Origin of the sequence: Paenarthrobacter sp. PPS72 (genome assembly GCF_048537125.1) — a bacterium.
In the GTDB taxonomy this organism is placed as follows: Bacteria; Actinomycetota; Actinomycetes; order Actinomycetales; family Micrococcaceae; genus Arthrobacter; species Arthrobacter nitroguajacolicus_E.
On the sequence record NZ_JBLYIE010000021.1, the window covers coordinates 164719 to 181676 of the forward strand.

Consider the following 16958-nt stretch of genomic DNA (forward strand, 5'->3'; position numbering starts at 1 on the left):
CTTTGATCAGGCTTTCCTCAAGATTTGCTCAAGCTTTGGCCGGGTGATGCTTCTGTTGCGCAGCCAGCAAGCCCTGGTCCATGAGCAACTCCACAGCATCGGCCGCCTCGTCCACGAGGAGCGGCAGTTCCTCCTTTTCCGCGGTGGCGAAATCCCGGAGGACATAGTCCGCCGTCTCCATGCGCCCCGGAGGCCGACCCACCCCTACGCGGACACGCAGGTAGTCCTTCGTCGCAAGTGCCTTGGAGATGTCGCGGAGGCCATTATGGCCGCCCTCGCCGCCGCCGATTTTTAACTTGACAGTGTTAAAAGGGATGTCGATCTCATCGTGCACAGCTATGACATGGTCCGGCGTGATGTCGAAGAAGTTGCACAGCCCTGCCACGGGGCCTCCCGAAACGTTCATGTACGTCATGGGCTTTGCCAGCACCACGCGGGGACCTCCAAAGCCCAGCCGCCCCTCCACAACCTGAGCCCGGGCCTTATGTACCTTGAACTTCCCGCCCATACGGGAAGCCAGCTCATCCAGCACCATCTGGCCCACATTGTGCCGGTTGTTGCTGTACTCGCTGCCGGGGTTGCCGAGGCCGACAATCAGCCAGGTGTCAGTCATGGTCTCATCCTAGGGAAGCGTTGGTTAACCAGCAGGAATTAGGGGTGGCAAAGAAGAAAGTGGCCGGGACCCCAAGGGTGCCCGGCCACTCAACGGCGTAAGCCTCAAGCAGTCAGAAGACTACTCGGCAGCAGCGTCCGTGGTCTCTTCTTCTTCGGAGCCAGCGGCTTCGGCGATGCGGACCACCAGGGTGTCACCTTCGGTGAGCAGGGTGGAGCCCTTCGGCAGCACGAGGTCGGCAGCGTGGATGCTCTCGCCGGCCTTGAGGCCATCGATGTTGACCTCGACGGCGGTGGGCACGTGGGTTGCCTCAGCTTCGAGGGACACTGTGGTGGCTTCGAGGCTGGCGACAGCACCCGGAGCAACTTCACCGGAAACGTGGATGGCGATGTCGACGGTAACCTTCTCGCCGGCCTTCACGGTCTGGAGGTCAACGTGCTCGATGATCTGCTTTACGGGATCGCGCTGGATGTCCTTGACGAGCGTGAGGTGCTGCTCGCCGTCGACGTCGATTGCCAGCAGGGCGTTGGAAACGCGAACTGCCAGCGTGGTGGCGCGGCCCGGCAGGTTGATGTGGATCGGCTCTGCGCCGTGGCCGTAGATAACAGCCGGGATCTGGCCGGCCATGCGTGCGCGGCGGGCGAAACCCTTGCCGAATTCGGTGCGCAGTTCTGCGGTGAGCTTCTGCTCAGACATGTGTACTCCTTGATTACTGTGGCACCCGGAAAGTCCGGGCCGGTCTATCAGCAAGGGCGGAGGTCTGGAGACCTTCTACGCCGGGCTGAAATCGGCCGCCGAGCAGCCGTTCCGCCTGTGTTGAAGGAGATGCAGACCCAGTCGATAACGGAGACCCGCAACCCTGGTCCACAAAATGCGAACCGGATGTGCTCTCCCTCGCCAAGGTATCCCCAAGAGTTTAGCAGCGGTACGCGCTGTTTCTAAAAACGTGCAACGAAAACAGGCCACCCACCGCCCGAAGGCGGCGGATGGCCCGCTCAAATTCAGCAGTCCGGCGTTACGCTTTGCCGTCGAAGAGGCTGGTGACCGAACCGTCGTCGAACACTTCACGGATGGCACGTGCGATCAACGGTGCGATCGACAACACCGTCAGCGACGGGAAGCGCTTCTCGGCCGGGATGGGCAGGGTGTTGGTGACCACAACTTCGCGGGCACCGGAATCAGCCAGGCGCTGCGCGGCGGGATCGGAGAAGACCGCGTGGGTGCAGGCAATGATGACATCCTTGGCGCCTGCGTTCTTCAGGACCTGGACGGCCCCGGAGATGGTTCCACCGGTGTCGATCATGTCGTCAATAAGGACACAGGTGCGCCCTTCGACCTGGCCAACGACGGTCTTGGAGACGGCCTGGTTGGGCACTGTAAGGTCGCGGCTCTTGTGAACGAACGCGAGCGGGGCACCGCCCAGGCGTTCAGCCCACTGCTCGGCAACGCGGACGCGGCCGGTGTCGGGCGAAACAACCGTGATGTTGTCAGCCTCAACCTTGGTGCGGATGTAATCGGCCAGCAGCGGGATAGCCATCAGGTGGTCCACGGGGCCGTCGAAGAAGCCCTGGATCTGCGAGGTGTGCAGGTCAACGGACATAATGCGGTCCGCGCCGGCGGTCTTGTAGAGATCGGCAACCAGGCGGGCGGAGATGGGCTCGCGGCCGCGGCCCTTCTTGTCCTGGCGGGAGTACGGGTAGAACGGGGAAACAACCGTGATCCTCTTGGCCGAGGCGCGCTTGAGGGAGTCGATCATGATCAACTGCTCCATGAGCCAGTTGTTCAACGGAGCCGGGTGGGCCTGGATGACGAAGGCATCGGTGCCTCGCACGCTCTCGGCCGAACGGACGTAGATTTCCCCGTTTGCGAAGTCGTAGGCATCGATGGGCAGGAGCTCGGTCTCCAGCTCCTTCGCGATTTCCTGCGCCAGCTCCGGATGCGCCCTTCCGGCGGCGAGAATCAGTTTCTTCTCGCCGTGTGCGGTAATTTCGCTCATGCCTGTTTGCCTTCTTCTATGGTTGCCGGGGATTGTGAAGATGTGGATGCTGATGCCGGTTCCTGCGCGGCTTCGGCCAGCTTCGCGGAGGAGGTGCCCGGCCGGTTGGCTGCTACCCAGCCCTCGGCGTTACGCTGTGCGGCCAGGCTGAGGGCGAGGGCTCCCGCGGGAACGTCCTTGCGGATGACCGCCCCGGCGCCGCTGTATGCGCCGTCGCCCACTGTCACAGGGGCCACGAAGACCGTGTTTGAACCCGTGCGGACGCCCGAGCCAATCAGAGTGCGGTGCTTCTTCTCGCCGTCGTAGTTGGCGGTGATGTTGCCGCAACCGATGTTGGTGTCTTCGCCGATTTCAGCATCACCGGCGTAGCCCAGGTGGGACAGTTTGGAGCCGCGGCCGATTGTCACGTTCTTGGTTTCGTAGAACGCGCCGATCTTGCCTGTTTCGCCCAGGACCGTACCGGGGCGGAGGTAGGTGAACGGCCCAACGCTCGCCTTGGCACCGATGGTGGAGCCGGAACCGTGCGTTCGGATCACCTTTGCGCCCTCGCCAACGTTGACGTCGGTCAAAGTGGTGTCAGGACCGACGACGGCGTCCCTCGCCACCGTGGTGGAACCGTGCAGTTGGGTGTTGGGCAACAAGCGGACGTCTTCGTCGAGCGTCACGGTGGAATCGATCCACGTGGTGGCGGGATCCACCACTGTCACGCCAGCACGCATCCAGGACTCGATGATGCGGCGGTTGTGCTCCGCGCCAAGGGCGGACAGTTGGATGCGGTCATTGGCACCCTCAACCTGCCAGCGGTCCTCAGTCACGACGGCGGCAACCCGGCCGCCGGCGTCACGGGCCAACCCGAGGACGTCGGTCAGGTACATCTCGCTCTGCGCGTTGTCCGTGGTGACCTTCGCCAGCGCATCGCGCAATACGGCGGCGTCGAAAGCGTAGATACCGGAGTTGACCTCGCGAATGGCGCGCTCGGTTTCGCTGGCGTCCTTGTGCTCGCGAATACCGGTAACGGTGCCGTCCTCGGCCCGAAGGATCCGGCCATAGCCGGTTGCGTCGTCCAGCACTGCAGTGAGGACCGTGACGGCGTTGCCCTCAGCCTCGTGCGTTGCCACAAGTTCGCCGAGCAGTTGTCCGGTCAGCAGCGGGACATCGCCGTAGGTGACCACCACGGTGCCGGAAAGTTCAGCTTCGCCGTCCAGCGCGTTGAGCGCCACCTCCACCGCGCGTCCCGTGCCGGGAACTTCGTCCTGGTCAACAATCAATGCTTCCGGATCCAGCCCCGTGACGTGCTCGGCTACGCGGTCACGTTCATGACGGACAACCAAGGCCAGCTTCAGCGGATTGATGGCACGCGCTGCGAGGAGAGCGTGGCCCACCATGGAGCGGCCGCCGATTTCGTGGAGAATTTTGGGAGTCCGCGACTTCATGCGCGTTCCGGCACCTGCGGCCAAAACGATCACCGCTGCGGGACCGGTGGTTTCGGGGCTCACGTACTGGCTCTCCTTGCTCGGTATGTCCCGGGTAACCCGGCTTCGGAAAGCTGCCATCCAGCAATGGACCCAGGCACCGTGAGAGCCGCTACAGGTACAGAGAAGGAGCGCATTTTCCGACCGTTCCGCCCATAGGATTCGAACCTATACTCCACGGCTCCAAAGGCCGGGGTGCTGCCATTACACCAGAGCGGACCGTGCATGATTCATCCCCCGGATCTTGCATTCCGGAGGGTTTCCCGGATCACCGGGATGCACACACAAGAATCTAGTTTGCCATGACCAATGCGTGCTTCGCGACTTGACCGCTCCGTGGCCCCTCCGGGATGCACGCTTCCACCCGCTAAGCACCCGCCCATCACCCGTATCCTCAGTCACTTAGGGCATGATGGTCACGTGAGCAACCGCACTGAACTCCCCCGGCCAGCGGCCGCCTCCGAGCACGGAGGTCACGTCCCCAACGGCCCCGCAGTTCGCGTACGGATGACCGGACAGCAGCGGAAATCACAACTCGTCGGCATTGGTCGTGCCCTCTTCGCTGCCCGCGGACTGGATGGCACCACCATTGAGGAAATCGCCGCCGCCGCAGGCGTCTCCAAGCCCGTGATCTACGAACACTTCGGCTCCAAGGAAGGCCTGTACCGCCAAGTGGTCGAGACCGAATTCCGGATCCTCCTGGACTCCATTACCGAAGCCCTCAGCACCGAAGCCAAGCCCCGCGTGCTGGTCGAACGCGCTGCGCTGGCCCTCCTCGGCTATATCGAAGACCGCACCGACGGCTTCCGGATCCTCATGAGGGACGCCCCGCCATCACAGCCCGAAGGCGCCTTCTCCACGCTGCTCTCCCATGTCACCGCCCGGGTGGAACACCTGCTCTCCGACGAATTCGCGCGCCGTGGATTCAGCGCAGCAGACGGAGCCATGTACGCGCAGATGCTCGTGGGAATGGTGGCCATGACCGGCCAGTGGTGGCTTGACAGCCGCACGCCCGACAAACGGGCAGTTGCCGCCCACCTGGTGAACCTGGCGTGGAACGGCCTGACGGGCCTGCAAAAAGAGCCCGGCCTCCGCAGCGAAGGCTAGCCGAACCCTCTCTCACATCTGCTCCAGAGCGCCTGTTCCGTCGCTGCGCCGCTTTCCCGGTGTTGGGCATCAACGGAATAGCGGGTTGGCGACGTGCTCCAGGTCAACTTCCGAGGGATGTGAGCGAGCGTGGCTCCACCGCGGTTTGGGACGTCCCGCAAAGGAGCGCATCGCGGCGCATCGGGAATCGGAGGTCGCCCAGCGACCGGAGTTTCCCCTTTGCGTCGTGTCTAAGCGACGGCGAGACGTTCCTCACCGCTAAGCGACGGCGAGACGTCCCGCACCGCCAAGCGACGGCGAGACGCCTCTGACAAGCCGCCGCACTACTCACCGAGGATTTCGGCGGCCTCCAGCCACTCCAGCTCCAGGCCCTCTTTCTCCTCGAGCAACTCCTGAAGTTTGGCGTTGAGCTCTCCCAAGGCGTCGAAGTCACCGGATTCGGACTTGGCGGCCATCTGGGTGTGGAGCTTTTCTTCCTGCTGGGAAATCTTGCCAAGTTGGCGGTCGATCCTGTTGAGGTCCTTGCGGGCTTCACGTTTCTCGGCTTCGCTGGCTCCGGACGGAGCGGCAGCACCTGATGAACCGCCGCTTGCCGAGGTGGGAGCACCTGAGCCGCCACCAACGGCACCGGAAGCCAGTGCAGCTTCCCGAAGTTCCAGATACTGGTCCACACCGCCGGGAAGACCACGAAGTTTGCCGTCTCCCAGCAACGCCATCTGGTTGTCGGTGACACGTTCCAGGAGGTAGCGGTCGTGGCTGACCACCACAAGGGTTCCGGGCCAGCCGTCCAGGACGTCTTCGACGGCGGCCAAGGTGTCGGTGTCGAGGTCGTTGGTGGGTTCGTCGAGCATGAGCACGTTGGGCTCCCCTACCAGCAGGCGCAAGAGCTGGAGCCGACGCCGTTCACCACCGGAGAGGTCGCTGACGGGTGTCCACTGCTTTTCCTTGGTGAACCCGAGTTGTTCCACGAGCTGGCCGGCGGTGAATTCCTTGCCGCCCACGCTGAAGGACCGTTTTTCGCGTTCGATGACCTCAATGACACGCAGGTCGGAGACCTCGTCGAGCTCTTTGACGTCCTGGGTCAGCACTGCGGTGACCACGGTCTTGCCTCGCTTGACCTTCCCCGAGCTCGGCTGGATTTCGCCGTTCAGCAGCTTCAGGAGCGTTGACTTGCCGGCACCGTTCACGCCCACCAGGCCGAGCCGTTCCCCCGGCGCCAGCCGCAGGGTGATGTTGTCGAAAAGTTTCTGCCCTTCCTCCCCGTCCAGAAAGTCCAGCGTCACGTTCTCGAGGTCCAGCACATCCTTGCCCAAGCGTGCAGTAGCCATCTTGCTGAGGGCCACGGAATCGCGGGGGTCGGGAACGTCGGCAATGAGGTCGTTGGCAGCCTCGATGCGGAACTTGGGCTTTGCGGTTCGGGCGGGAGCACCGCGCCTCAACCAGGCCAGTTCCTTTTTCACGAGCTGCTGCCGTTTACCTTCGACGACGGCGGCCATGCGGTCACGCTCGGCGCGTGCCAAAACGTAGGCTGCGTACCCGCCGTCGAACATGTCCACCATGGCGTCGTGGACTTCCCAGGTGTAGTTACAGACTTCGTCGAGGAACCAGCGGTCGTGGGTGACCACCAGGAAGGCGCCCTGGTTTGCGCGCCAACGTGTTTTGAGGTGCCGGGCCAGCCAGGCTACGCCCTCGACGTCGAGGTGGTTGGTGGGTTCGTCCAGCATGATGACGTCGTGGTCTTCGATGAGAAGCTTGGCCAGCGCAACACGGCGTTTTTGGCCACCGGACAGCGCGTGGACGTTGGCATGCCAATCGACGTCACCCACCAGTCCGCCCATGACTTCGCGGATTTTCGCGTTGGCTGCCCATTCATGGTCCGCGCGGTCGCCAACAATCGCAGCGCCCACTGTGAGGTCGCCGTCAAGAACGTCGCCCTGGTCCAGATAGCCGACGTTGACCTCCCCGCGCTTGGTGACGCGGCCGGAGTCCGGCGTCGAGCGTAGGGCAAGCAGGCGCATGAGCGTCGACTTACCGTCGCCGTTGCGCCCCACCATGCCGATGCGGTCGCCGTCCTCCAAGCCGAGGGTGACGCCGTCGAGGACAGTGCGGGTAGCGAACGAAACGGTGAGGTTTTCGCCGCCGAGCAGGTGGGCCAATGGGTACTACTTTCTGCTGCTGGAATGCGGAGGTACAGGAGCTGGAGGATACTACAGGAGGGTATCGGAGATGATCCGGGCGCCGGGCACGGGACCGTGAACGGCCAGGGCATAGTGTCCACGGTGACTCAACTCTTCGGCAAGAACCGTTGCCGAGACGGAATCCCGGGCCAACAGGGCTATGGTGGGCCCCGAGCCGGACACCATGCCTGCAAGGGCGCCGCGCGCCTCGCCGAGTCCGATGGTGTCGCGAAGCTGCGGCGCCAACGCTATGGAGGCCCGCTGGAGATCGTTGATCAGCACCCGGCTGAGGGTTTCGGGATCGCCGTTCCGCAGGGCCTGGAGGATAGTGGGATCCACGTCAACGGGCTCGGGAATCCTGACGCCTTCAGAGTCCCGAAGTCCGTCCAGAACGCGGAACACGTCAGGTGTGGACAGTCCGTAGTCGGCGAAAACAAGCACCCAGTTCGTTTGCGCCTTGGCCAGGGCCGGCGATAGTTTATCTCCCACGCCAAGCCCGACGGCGGTGCCTCCCAGGAGCGAGAACGGCACGTCTGCGCCCAACTCGGCGGCCAGGTGCGCGAGTTCCTCGCGTGAAAGGCCGCTGTTCCAGAGGGCATCGCAAGCCAACAGGGTGGCTGCGGCGTCTGCGGAGCCACCGCCCATGCCGCCGGCAACGGGAACCCGCTTGGTGATTTCCAAGTGCACACCGGTTGGTTTCTCGGACATTTCAGCCATGATGGCCGCAGCCTTGTAGGCGAGATTGCGCTCGTCCAAGGGAATGTCTACGCCGTCCAAGTCCAGCGTGCTGTCCGGACTGATGCTGACGGTGATTCCTTCAGCTTCTGTACTTGTTGCTGCCACTTCCTCGTATAGGGAGACTGCGAGGTACACGCTGGCCACCGAATGGTAGCCGTCGGGCCGCAACGGCCCCACGCTCAGTGACACGTTGATCTTCCCCGGGGCTTTAACGCGAACCGTGCGGGCATGGAAGCGATCCCTGGCGAACGGGAGGCTGCTTGGCTTGCGGCTACCCGGGTTCATGCGTCAACGGGGTGGCGGGCTTCGGCGATCTTGACGTAGGCGTGGATGTCCAGGACCTCGCCGCGTGCGGTGGGGTCAACGCCGGCAGCTACCAGGCAGCGCTCCGCTTCGGAGGCGCTTCCGGCCCACCCGGCGAGTGCCGCGCGCAGCGTTTTCCTCCGTTGGGCGAAGGCAGCATCGATGACTGCGAACACCTGTTCCCGGGTGGCGTGCGTTTGGGGCGGATCATGGCGTGTGAACGCAACGAGCCCTGAATGGATCTTCGGCGCAGGCCAGAACACGTTCATCCCGATGACGCCGGCCTTGCGCATATGCCCGTACCAGGCTGCCTTGACCGATGGGACGCCGTAAATCTTGGAACCGGGTGTGGCGGCAAGGCGATCGGCAACCTCGTCCTGCACCATGACCAGTCCATGTTGGAGGCTGGGGAAATGCTGCAGCAGGTGAAGCACAACCGGCACGGCCACGTTGTAGGGCAGGTTGGCCACCAACGCGGTAGGAGGCATCGGCAGTTCAGTGACCTTCATGGCGTCGGAGAGCACCAGATGGAAGTTGTCTTCCGCCCCGGGCCGCCAGGCCTGCACGGTCGCCGGCAGCTTTGCTGCCAACACCGGATCGATTTCGACGGCGACCACAGCCTTGGCAGCGTCCAGCAAACCGAGGGTCAGGGAGCCAAGGCCAGGGCCTACTTCCAGCACGGTCTCGTCGTCGCCAATGTTGGCTGCAGCCACAATCCTGCGGATGGTGTTGCCGTCGATCACAAAGTTCTGCCCCAGTGTTTTCGTGGGGCGTACACCGATTTCCCCGGCGAGCCGTCGGATATCTGTGGCGCCCATCAAGGGCGCGACGGCGGCGGGTTCGGAATTCGGTTCAGTCACCTTGGTATCGTATCGCCTGTGCGGGGTCAGGCGGCGCTGGCGCAGCCCCAGTCCCGGAGGCCGTTCTTGGCGTAAAGGCGGTTGGCGATGTCAATCTGCTGTGCCTTGGTGGCAAGGCTGGCGTTGGGAGCGTAGGCTCCACCGCCATTGGCAAGCCAGGTGGGGCTGGAGAACTGCAGGCCGCCGTAGTAGCCGTTACCGGTGTTGATCGACCAGTTTCCACCGGATTCACACTGGGCAATCCTGTCCCACATGGCTTCGTTGGGAGCACCGGTGGGGCCGCTGGCTGCGGGTGCTGCGGCCGCGGCCGCTGCCTGGGGGGCAGGAGTCGGGACGGGGCGGGCCTTGGTGCCCACGCTGATCTTTTCGGTTACCGGCTCGGTGGCGACGCTGCTGGAGGCAAGGGTGCGGGACGCTTCACGGCCGTCCACGAGGACAAGCTTGAAGGTCTTGACGAGGGATCCGGCCGCGCCTTCCTGCGTCACTTTCTCTTCGCCCTTGAAGAGTTCGGCGCTATCGCTCTTCACGCTTTCGAAGGGTACTTCTTCGGTGACTTCGGCGGTCTTGCTGGTATCCACGCGGGAGACCTTAATGACCATGTCCTGCACAACGGGGGCATTGCCCGGCTGGGAGATGCGATCGTTCGCGCCGAGGGTGATTCCTGTGTCCTTGAGCACCGTGGCGACGTCGTCCGCCGTCGTGGTGGTGCTGGTGTCCTTGCCGTCGGCTACCACGCTGATGGTCTTGGGCGTGGAAATGGAAACGAACGAGCCAGTCACTTCCAAGGATGCTTCTTTGGGCTGGGAGATCTCGGAGGAGCTTGCTACGCCGAGTTCGCTGACCAGGCCTGCAACGTCAGGGGCCGTGGTGTTCACGGTCTTCCGGGCGCCGTCCAGTTCAATGGACACGGCCTTGGCCAGGTTGACGTTCACTACGGATCCGTTTTCGACCCGCGCGTCAAGTGCCGGCGAAACGCGGTCTGCGTCCTTCAACTCGACCTTGGCTGCTTTGACCACCTGGTCAACCGTGCCGCCGAAGGTCTGGATGGAGCTCACTTTGCCGTCCACGTTGAGGGTGACGGTCTTGTTGTTGCCCACGAAGGCCACTACACCAACCACCAGTGCCGCAACTACCAGCAACTGGGTACCTACTTTGAGGAAACTGAACTTGCCATCCGTTGTGAAGAACTTGATCACGATCGCCCATTACTCTCAGACCATCCGGGCACGGGGAAAAGCGCAAAAGTAATGCCGACCGCAAAACGATAGGGCCAGGCAATAAGCCTGGTCCCACACTTGCTGCCGGCATCTGCGCCGCCAAAAAACATTCAACTGAATGCTCCCAAATGAAGGGGAGCAGTTGTCCGAAGGCCTTCCCCGACCCCGGCTACTTGTTTAACACAGTAACCGATCCGTTATAAACGAACCAAGAATCGTGCATACCGGGTATTCAAGGTCACAATCCACGTAGCTGGGAAAAAGGCACTCTAGGCCCATGAACCATAGGCGTTCACGGTATTTTCGGCCAGTCGCGAACAAAGTTCGGTCAAGTCATCTCCTGTCACGTCAGCCATGGACCGGACGGTGTAAGGGACCATGTAACTCGCATTCGGCCTCCCCCGGTGGGGATGCGGCGTAAGGAAAGGCGAATCGGTTTCCACCAGAATCCTGCTCGGCTCTGCGATCGCCAGGGCTGCGCGGAGATTCCCGGCGTTCTTGAACGTCATGGTTCCGGCAAAAGACATGTACCAGCCGTTTTCGTTGCAGATCCGGGCAAGCTCCTCATCTCCGGAGAAGCAGTGGAACACCACGCGATCGGGGGCGCCTTCCTCGCGGAGGACCTGAACTACGTCATCATGGGCATCGCGATCGTGAATTTGAAGCGTCAGCCCGAGTCTCTTGGCGATGTCTATGTGTCGCCGGAAGGAGTACCGCTGATGGGCCAAACCCTCTCCATGGGTCCTGAAGAAATCCAGCCCGGTCTCGCCGATGGCACGGATCCGGGGGTGACCGGCCAGCGCCTCGATCTCGGCGAGCGCCGATTCCAGCTCACCATGGGCTGCATATTCGGGGGCATCGTTGGGGTGAATTGCCACGGCACCGAGCAGCCGGGGATCAGCTTCCACCGCCTGCACTGTGAATCGGGAAGATTCGAGGTCGCATCCGACTTGCACGGCACCCTGCACACCAACGGCTTCGGCGGAGTCCATCGCATCCCTGACCGAGACCTCGATCAAACCGTGCCTGAAGTCCAGATGCGTGTGGTTGTCCATCACGGGCACGGGCAGGGGTTCGGGCGCTGGCGGGTACTCCCGGCGGGAGTCGTTTTGGCCTGCTGCATCGGAAGGCGCCCGGTACGGTGCGGGGGCAAGGGGATTGCACATGCTTCCACCTTAATCGGACCGTGGTCCTCCCCGGGCACCCGGGAGGAGGGAGGCGTAGATTCCCTGCGCCACATAAATTGCGGAGCACTATGTTAGCGCGGGCCAATGTCTGGGTAGTCTGGAACGGACAAGCGGCCACCACCAGCAGCGCTCAGCTAAGACAGCTGCTGCCGGGGCCACGGCTGAAGGGCAATCCATGGAGTCCAAGCGACAAGTCACCGTTGAACCATCTCCTGATCAAGGCGAGGCGTACAGTCCTCTGCCGCGTGACGGCGCGGGGCTCAACGGGCATCGGCCGCATGTCATGGATCCGGAGCGGTTCCACGATGCCAGTGAGCGCATCCTTGGTTCCATCAACAAGGTCATCGACGGAAAGGCCGACGCCGCCAAGCTCGCCCTTACTGTGTTGCTGGCCCAAGGCCATCTCCTGCTGGAGGATGTGCCGGGCGTCGGCAAGACCCTCCTCGCAAAGACGCTGGCCCGTACCGTGGACTGCACGGTGTCCCGCATCCAGTTCACGCCGGACCTGCTGCCCTCTGATGTCACCGGCGTGTCCATCTACAACCAGTCTTCCCGGCAGTTCGAATTCCGGCCAGGAGCAGTGTTCGCGAACATCGTCATCGGCGACGAAATCAACCGCGCTTCGGCCAAAACACAGTCGGCCCTCCTCGAATGCATGGAAGAGCATCAGGTGACCGTGGACGGTCATTCCTATCAGTTGGGTTTGCCTTTCATGGTGGTAGCTACGCAGAACCCCATTGAGATGGAGGGCACGTACCCGCTGCCGGAGGCACAGCGTGACCGCTTCATGGCCAGGATTTCCATGGGCTATCCGGACAGGGACGCCGAGATCGAGATGTTGGAGACGCATCAGGCGTCCTCGCCTTTGATCAAGGTCACTCCCGTGGTGACGGCCGCCGATGTGTCTGCCATGATCGCCACGGTCCAGCAGGTCCATGTCTCCACAGCCATCAAGGAGTACACCGTGGCCATTGGGCGGGCCACCCGCGAAAGTGCCCGCCTCCGTCTTGGCGCGAGTCCCCGGTCCTTGCTGCAACTCCTCCGGGCGGCCAAGGCCACGGCAGCACTGGACGGCCGTGATTTCGTTCTTCCGGACGATGTGGTGGACGTGGCTGAATCGGTGCTGGCCCACCGCATCATCCTTGACCGCAAGGCCGCAAGTTCGGGTGACACGCCGCAGAGCATCCTCCGCGGCATCTTCGCTTCCCTGCCCGTTGCCCAGGAACCCCCCGGCACGTGGCGCAGGGACAGGCACAGCGTTTAGGAGAGATGCCGGTATGGCGCTCATGGATCGGCTCCCCAAGCACTTATTCACCAACCGCGGCTGGGGAATCCTGGCAGCCGGGGCCCTGTCCTTGGGGTGCGCCTACGTCCTGGGCAGGCGGGATCTCCTGACTCTGGCCGTCCTGTTGATTGTCCTGCCAATAGTCGCGCTGGCCGGAGTCCGGGTGCTCAAACCCAAGTTCCAGGTGTACCGGGAGTTCAACCCGTCCACCGTGGAGACATCCGGCACCACCACTGTCCGCCTCGCTGTTGCCCGGTCTTCGTATTCCGCCAGGCACGTGATCATGGAGGAGCAACTGCCTCCCCGTTTCGGCGAGCCTCCCGCATTCCGCTTTCCCGCCCGCTCAGCCTCCGGAGGCACCAGCCGCTACGAATACCATCTGCGCTCGGGCAAGCGGGGACAGTTCCGGATCGGTCCGGTTACTGCGGAGTTCAGTGACCCCTTCGGCTTGTCGCTCCGGCGACATGCAATCGACGACGGCGACATCCTCACCGTGACGCCCGCCGCCGTCGAACTTCCCGTCACTGGCCTCGCCGGTGCGCGCGGAAACGATGGCGTGACGGCGACCCGGATCCGGGCCAATCCCAGCGATGACGACATCATGACCCGTGAGTACCGGCACGGTGATCCCATGCGCCGCGTTCACTGGGCAGCGACTGCCCGCCATGGCCAGCTCATGGTGCGCCAGGAGGAGTCGGTGACAACTCCCGAAGCGACTCTCATCCTTGACCAGAGATTCAGGGCTTTTGCCGCCGGAACCGGTTCGGTTTTCGGTGGCCACGACGAAGATTCGGATCTGGTCACCAGTACCAACTTCGAATGGATTGTCACGGCGGCCATGTCCATCACCGCGCACTTGGCCGAACGGAACTATTCCTTGCGGCTCCTTGACTCGTTCGGCGGCCCGGCGTTCCGTCGTTCGCGGTCTGCACCGGACCCGGAGGCGGAGGAATTTTCGGCGTTGGGCGGCCTTCAGGCCATCGCCGAAGGCCTGGCAGCCGTGGAGCTTAGCGGTCCCAGGCACACCAGGATGGAGCACCACAGGAGCGAGCATAGCCCGGAACACCAGCACAGCGCAGAACACAAAGCTGACTCCCCTGGCGCGACAAGCGCGGAAAATGCTGATTTTCCCTTCAACGACCGTCTGATGGACAAACTCTCTGCGCACCGTTTGCGCGGTCCCCTGCTTGCCTTGGTAGGTAACCTCTCCCTTGCCGAGGCAAGGGCACTTGCCCCGGCGGCCGGGTACGGCGCCAACGCGTTCGCCTTGGTGATGACCGATGCTTCCCGGAACAACGAGGAAGTACTTGAAATTTTGCGTCTCGCAGGTTGGAGAGCAGCCGCTGTCACATCAAAAACCCCCTTGACGGCTGCCTGGTCAGCCTTCGACGAGGGCGGCATCGTAGAGGCTGCCGACGCAGCCATGGATGTCCGGCGTGGAGCGGCGGTGCCACGATGACTGCTACCTCCCATCGCGGATCCCCCAGCGCCCCCGCCCAACCGGGCGGCACGTCCGGCACGCCTGTGTCGGGTAAACCGCCCCGGCCGCAGGCGCCGGGGCCAGGTGCCTATCCGTGGGCCATGGCAGCATCAGTGGCGGTTGCCGTTCTTGGTGCTGCACTGTCCCTGAATGGTGTCCTCAGGGGCTGGGCCTGGTTCATGCCGCTGATCACCACGGTGGTAGTGGTGGCGCTGACGCTGGCCGTCCTTCGGGCCCTCCGTGCCCAGCCGCTGATTGCCACTTTGGGCGCCTTTGCCTCGCTGGCCGGCGTGCTTAGCTTCATCTTCTGCCGTCAGGAAAGCCTGGCTGGGTTTATCCCCACCACCGGAACCTTTACCGCCGTCGGACGCCTCATTAAACGGGCCGCCGAGACAGTAGTGTCTGAAAGCGCCCCGGTGGCACCGAACGCGGGGATCGTTTTCGTCATGTGTGCCTGCCTTGGGCTCCTGGTGATCTTGATCGATGCCTTGGCCGTTCCCCTGTCCATGCCTGCAGCCAGTGGCATTGGCCTGCTGGCAGTCATGGTGGTCCCGGCCACCATCAAGCCCCAAAGCGTGGGCGTGGCAGGGTTCATCGGCGCGGCCGTGGGCTACCTGCTGATCCTCGGGTGCAGCCACTGGTTCGCCCCTGACGCCAGGCTCCAATCCGGTTCGGGACGCGGTGCCGGCCAGTTCAGGCGCTCAATCCTCACCGGTGGCTTGGCGCTGGCATTGACCATGACGGTGCCCCTTGCCATACCCGGCTTCGAGACAGGCACGTTTCCGCAGGGCTCACGGCTCAGTCCCTGGGGCACGTCCAACGGGCTCAATCCCATGATCACCCTGGGCAACAGCCTCCGGAGTCCCACCGGTTCGGGTCGCATCACCTATGCCACCAGCGCGGACACACCCCTGTATTTGCGGTCGGTCACCATCGACAACTTTGACGGCGAAACCTGGGCGCCGGATGATCGTGGGGCTGAGCGCCGCGTAGGTGTGGACAGGATCGAGACCGGGTACGCCGTTCAGGGCGAGGTGGTGAACGCCGTGACGTCCGTCAACGCGGGCCTGTTCACCAGTCCGTACCTCCCGGCCCCGTTTGCCCCGGCCTCGGTGAATGGCCTCAACGGGCGCTGGACTTGGGATCCGGCCACTTTAAGCATCATGAGCACGGAGACCACAACCCGTGCGCAACGGTACGTCGTTTTCTCCGCAGCTCCCAAAATCACCGCACAATCCCTGTCCCAGGCCAATGCCGTTCCGAGGGGTATTTCTGAGAACTTCCTGAGGATTCCGGGCAATCTTCCGGACATCGTGCGGCAAACAGCCGACTCCGTCACGGCATCCGCGGGCAGCAACTATGCCAAGGCCTTGGCCCTCCAGAAGTATCTCCGTTCCGGCGAGTTCACCTACTCCCTGCAGGCTCCCGTGCAGAACGGCTATGACGGAAACGGGCTCTCGGTCCTGGCGGATTTCCTCGCAGTGAAGAGCGGCTACTGTGTCCACTTCGCCTCGGCAATGGCTGTCATGGCGCGCGCCGAAGGCATACCAAGCCGCATCGCCGTGGGCTACGCACCAGGTCGGCTCACGGGCGAGTCGGTGGCCTTGGTCGGCCAGGGTTCCTTTCCTGAGTACGAGGTGGACGCCCGGGATGCCCACGCATGGCCCGAACTCTACTTCGAGGGACTCGGCTGGGTTCCCTTTGAGCCCACACCGTCGCGGGGGGTCGTTCCCGAATACGCCACGGAATCTTCGGTTGCGGGCAATCTCAGCACCAATGCCGATGAGAAAGAGGTCCTCACCACCCCTGCCCCCGTTGCGACTCCCGCCATACCCCTCCCGGGCGTGGAAACTCCCGGCTCACGATCCGCACCAACGAACCCCCTGCCGGCGATCGGGGCCGCCACGGTCGGCGTATTGCTGCTTGCAGGTTTCCTCTGGTCGCCGAGGCTGAGCAGGACGGTTCTCCGACGACGCAGGCTGAACCAAAAACCTCCGGATGAAGGCGGCATTCCCGGGGTCAAGGATCCTGCCCCTGAACTTGCATGGGCGGAGCTCCAGGACCTCGCAACCGACTACGGCGTCCCGTCAACTCCCAGCGAAACCCCGAGGCACTTTTCCGCCCGGCTACGGTCCAGTACCGCACTGGGTGACGCAGAAGGGCTCGATGACGCCGCACACGCAGCAGTCGCGTCCCTCACCTCGGACTTCGAACGGCAACGCTACGGACGCTTGACTGCGCCGGCACCGCCAGCGGGCGGCCGCATCGCCGTCGTCCGTGAGGCGTTGCGAAACAATGCCCGCTGGTTGGTGCGCTTCCGCGCTGACTGGCTGCCGCCGTCGATGATGCAGCGCTGGGTCCACGCACTCGGGGCGCCGTTCCGGGCGGTTGGGAGGCTTGGCAGGGCCGTTGGGTGGGCGGTTGCCCGGTGGTGGCACAGGCTCAGGGGCCTGCTCCCCCAGCGCCGGTAGGTTCCGCCCCGGACAGCCAAGGGCCCGGCACGGGAACTTGTGGTTCCGGTGC

Annotated in this window: 13 protein-coding genes and 1 tRNA gene; 4 read left to right on the forward strand and 10 right to left on the reverse strand. The window is 63.5% G+C overall.

Features of this window, described 5'->3' with window-relative positions:
* Positions 1 to 28: 28 nt before the first annotated feature.
* The 5 genes from pth to ACLRGI_RS10990 all read right to left on the reverse strand — a co-directional run bounded on the left by pth (position 29) and on the right by ACLRGI_RS10990 (position 4300).
* On the reverse strand, positions 29 to 613 hold the full coding sequence (pth, locus tag ACLRGI_RS10970) for an aminoacyl-tRNA hydrolase (protein ID WP_419201688.1): 585 nt from the start codon (positions 611 to 613) through the stop codon (positions 29 to 31).
* A 120-nt stretch (positions 614 to 733) separates the two neighbouring features.
* Positions 734 to 1309 (reverse strand): 50S ribosomal protein L25/general stress protein Ctc, encoded by a 576-nt coding sequence (locus tag ACLRGI_RS10975; RefSeq protein WP_419201689.1) that lies wholly within the window; start codon positions 1307 to 1309, stop codon positions 734 to 736.
* A 319-nt stretch (positions 1310 to 1628) separates the two neighbouring features.
* Complete coding sequence (locus tag ACLRGI_RS10980) at positions 1629 to 2609, reverse strand: ribose-phosphate diphosphokinase (protein WP_011774071.1); 981 nt, start codon at positions 2607 to 2609, stop codon at positions 1629 to 1631.
* The gene (glmU, locus tag ACLRGI_RS10985; protein ID WP_419201690.1) at positions 2606 to 4105 is read right to left on the reverse strand and encodes a bifunctional UDP-N-acetylglucosamine diphosphorylase/glucosamine-1-phosphate N-acetyltransferase GlmU; all 1500 of its coding nucleotides are present in this window, start codon (positions 4103 to 4105) and stop codon (positions 2606 to 2608) included. Before glmU ends, ACLRGI_RS10980 begins: the two co-directional genes overlap by 4 nt.
* A gap of 123 nt (positions 4106 to 4228) precedes the next feature.
* A tRNA-Gln gene (locus ACLRGI_RS10990) sits at positions 4229 to 4300 on the reverse strand.
* Between the two features lie 288 nt (positions 4301 to 4588).
* Between ACLRGI_RS10990 and ACLRGI_RS10995 the strand changes: the two genes are divergently transcribed.
* Positions 4589 to 5188, forward strand: a complete 600-nt coding sequence (locus ACLRGI_RS10995; protein ID WP_419201785.1) for a TetR/AcrR family transcriptional regulator — start codon at positions 4589 to 4591, stop codon at positions 5186 to 5188.
* A 323-nt stretch (positions 5189 to 5511) separates the two neighbouring features.
* On the opposite strand, the gene ACLRGI_RS11000 is transcribed toward ACLRGI_RS10995, so the two are convergent.
* From ACLRGI_RS11000 to ACLRGI_RS11020, 5 genes are all read right to left on the reverse strand, one after another.
* Positions 5512 to 7344, reverse strand: a complete 1833-nt coding sequence (locus tag ACLRGI_RS11000; protein ID WP_419201691.1) for an ABC-F family ATP-binding cassette domain-containing protein — start codon at positions 7342 to 7344, stop codon at positions 5512 to 5514.
* A 51-nt stretch (positions 7345 to 7395) separates the two neighbouring features.
* On the reverse strand, positions 7396 to 8388 hold the full coding sequence (locus tag ACLRGI_RS11005) for a 4-(cytidine 5'-diphospho)-2-C-methyl-D-erythritol kinase (protein WP_419201692.1): 993 nt from the start codon (positions 8386 to 8388) through the stop codon (positions 7396 to 7398).
* The gene (rsmA, locus tag ACLRGI_RS11010; RefSeq protein ID WP_419201693.1) at positions 8385 to 9266 is read right to left on the reverse strand and encodes a 16S rRNA (adenine(1518)-N(6)/adenine(1519)-N(6))-dimethyltransferase RsmA; all 882 of its coding nucleotides are present in this window, start codon (positions 9264 to 9266) and stop codon (positions 8385 to 8387) included. Before rsmA ends, ACLRGI_RS11005 begins: the two co-directional genes overlap by 4 nt.
* A gap of 26 nt (positions 9267 to 9292) precedes the next feature.
* Positions 9293 to 10462 carry a resuscitation-promoting factor gene (locus ACLRGI_RS11015; RefSeq protein WP_419201694.1) on the reverse strand — a complete coding sequence of 390 codons (1170 nt, stop codon included), beginning with the start codon at positions 10460 to 10462 and terminating at the stop codon, positions 9293 to 9295.
* A 290-nt stretch (positions 10463 to 10752) separates the two neighbouring features.
* Positions 10753 to 11649, reverse strand: a complete 897-nt coding sequence (locus ACLRGI_RS11020) for a TatD family hydrolase (RefSeq protein WP_419201695.1) — start codon at positions 11647 to 11649, stop codon at positions 10753 to 10755.
* Positions 11650 to 11845: 196 nt separating this feature from the next.
* On the opposite strand from ACLRGI_RS11020, the gene ACLRGI_RS11025 reads away from it, so the two are divergent.
* The 3 genes from ACLRGI_RS11025 to ACLRGI_RS11035 are packed head-to-tail and all read left to right on the forward strand — an operon-like array spanning position 11846 to position 16906.
* Complete coding sequence (locus ACLRGI_RS11025; protein WP_419201696.1) at positions 11846 to 12934, forward strand: AAA family ATPase; 1089 nt, start codon at positions 11846 to 11848, stop codon at positions 12932 to 12934.
* Between the two features lie 13 nt (positions 12935 to 12947).
* A complete protein-coding gene (locus tag ACLRGI_RS11030; protein WP_419201697.1) occupies positions 12948 to 14414 on the forward strand; it encodes a DUF58 domain-containing protein in 1467 nt (488 codons plus the stop codon).
* Positions 14411 to 16906: a transglutaminase TgpA family protein gene (locus ACLRGI_RS11035; RefSeq protein ID WP_419201698.1), complete on the forward strand. Its 2496-nt coding sequence runs from the start codon at positions 14411 to 14413 to the stop codon at positions 16904 to 16906. Before ACLRGI_RS11030 ends, ACLRGI_RS11035 begins: the two co-directional genes overlap by 4 nt.
* Positions 16907 to 16958: the final 52 nt, after the last annotated feature.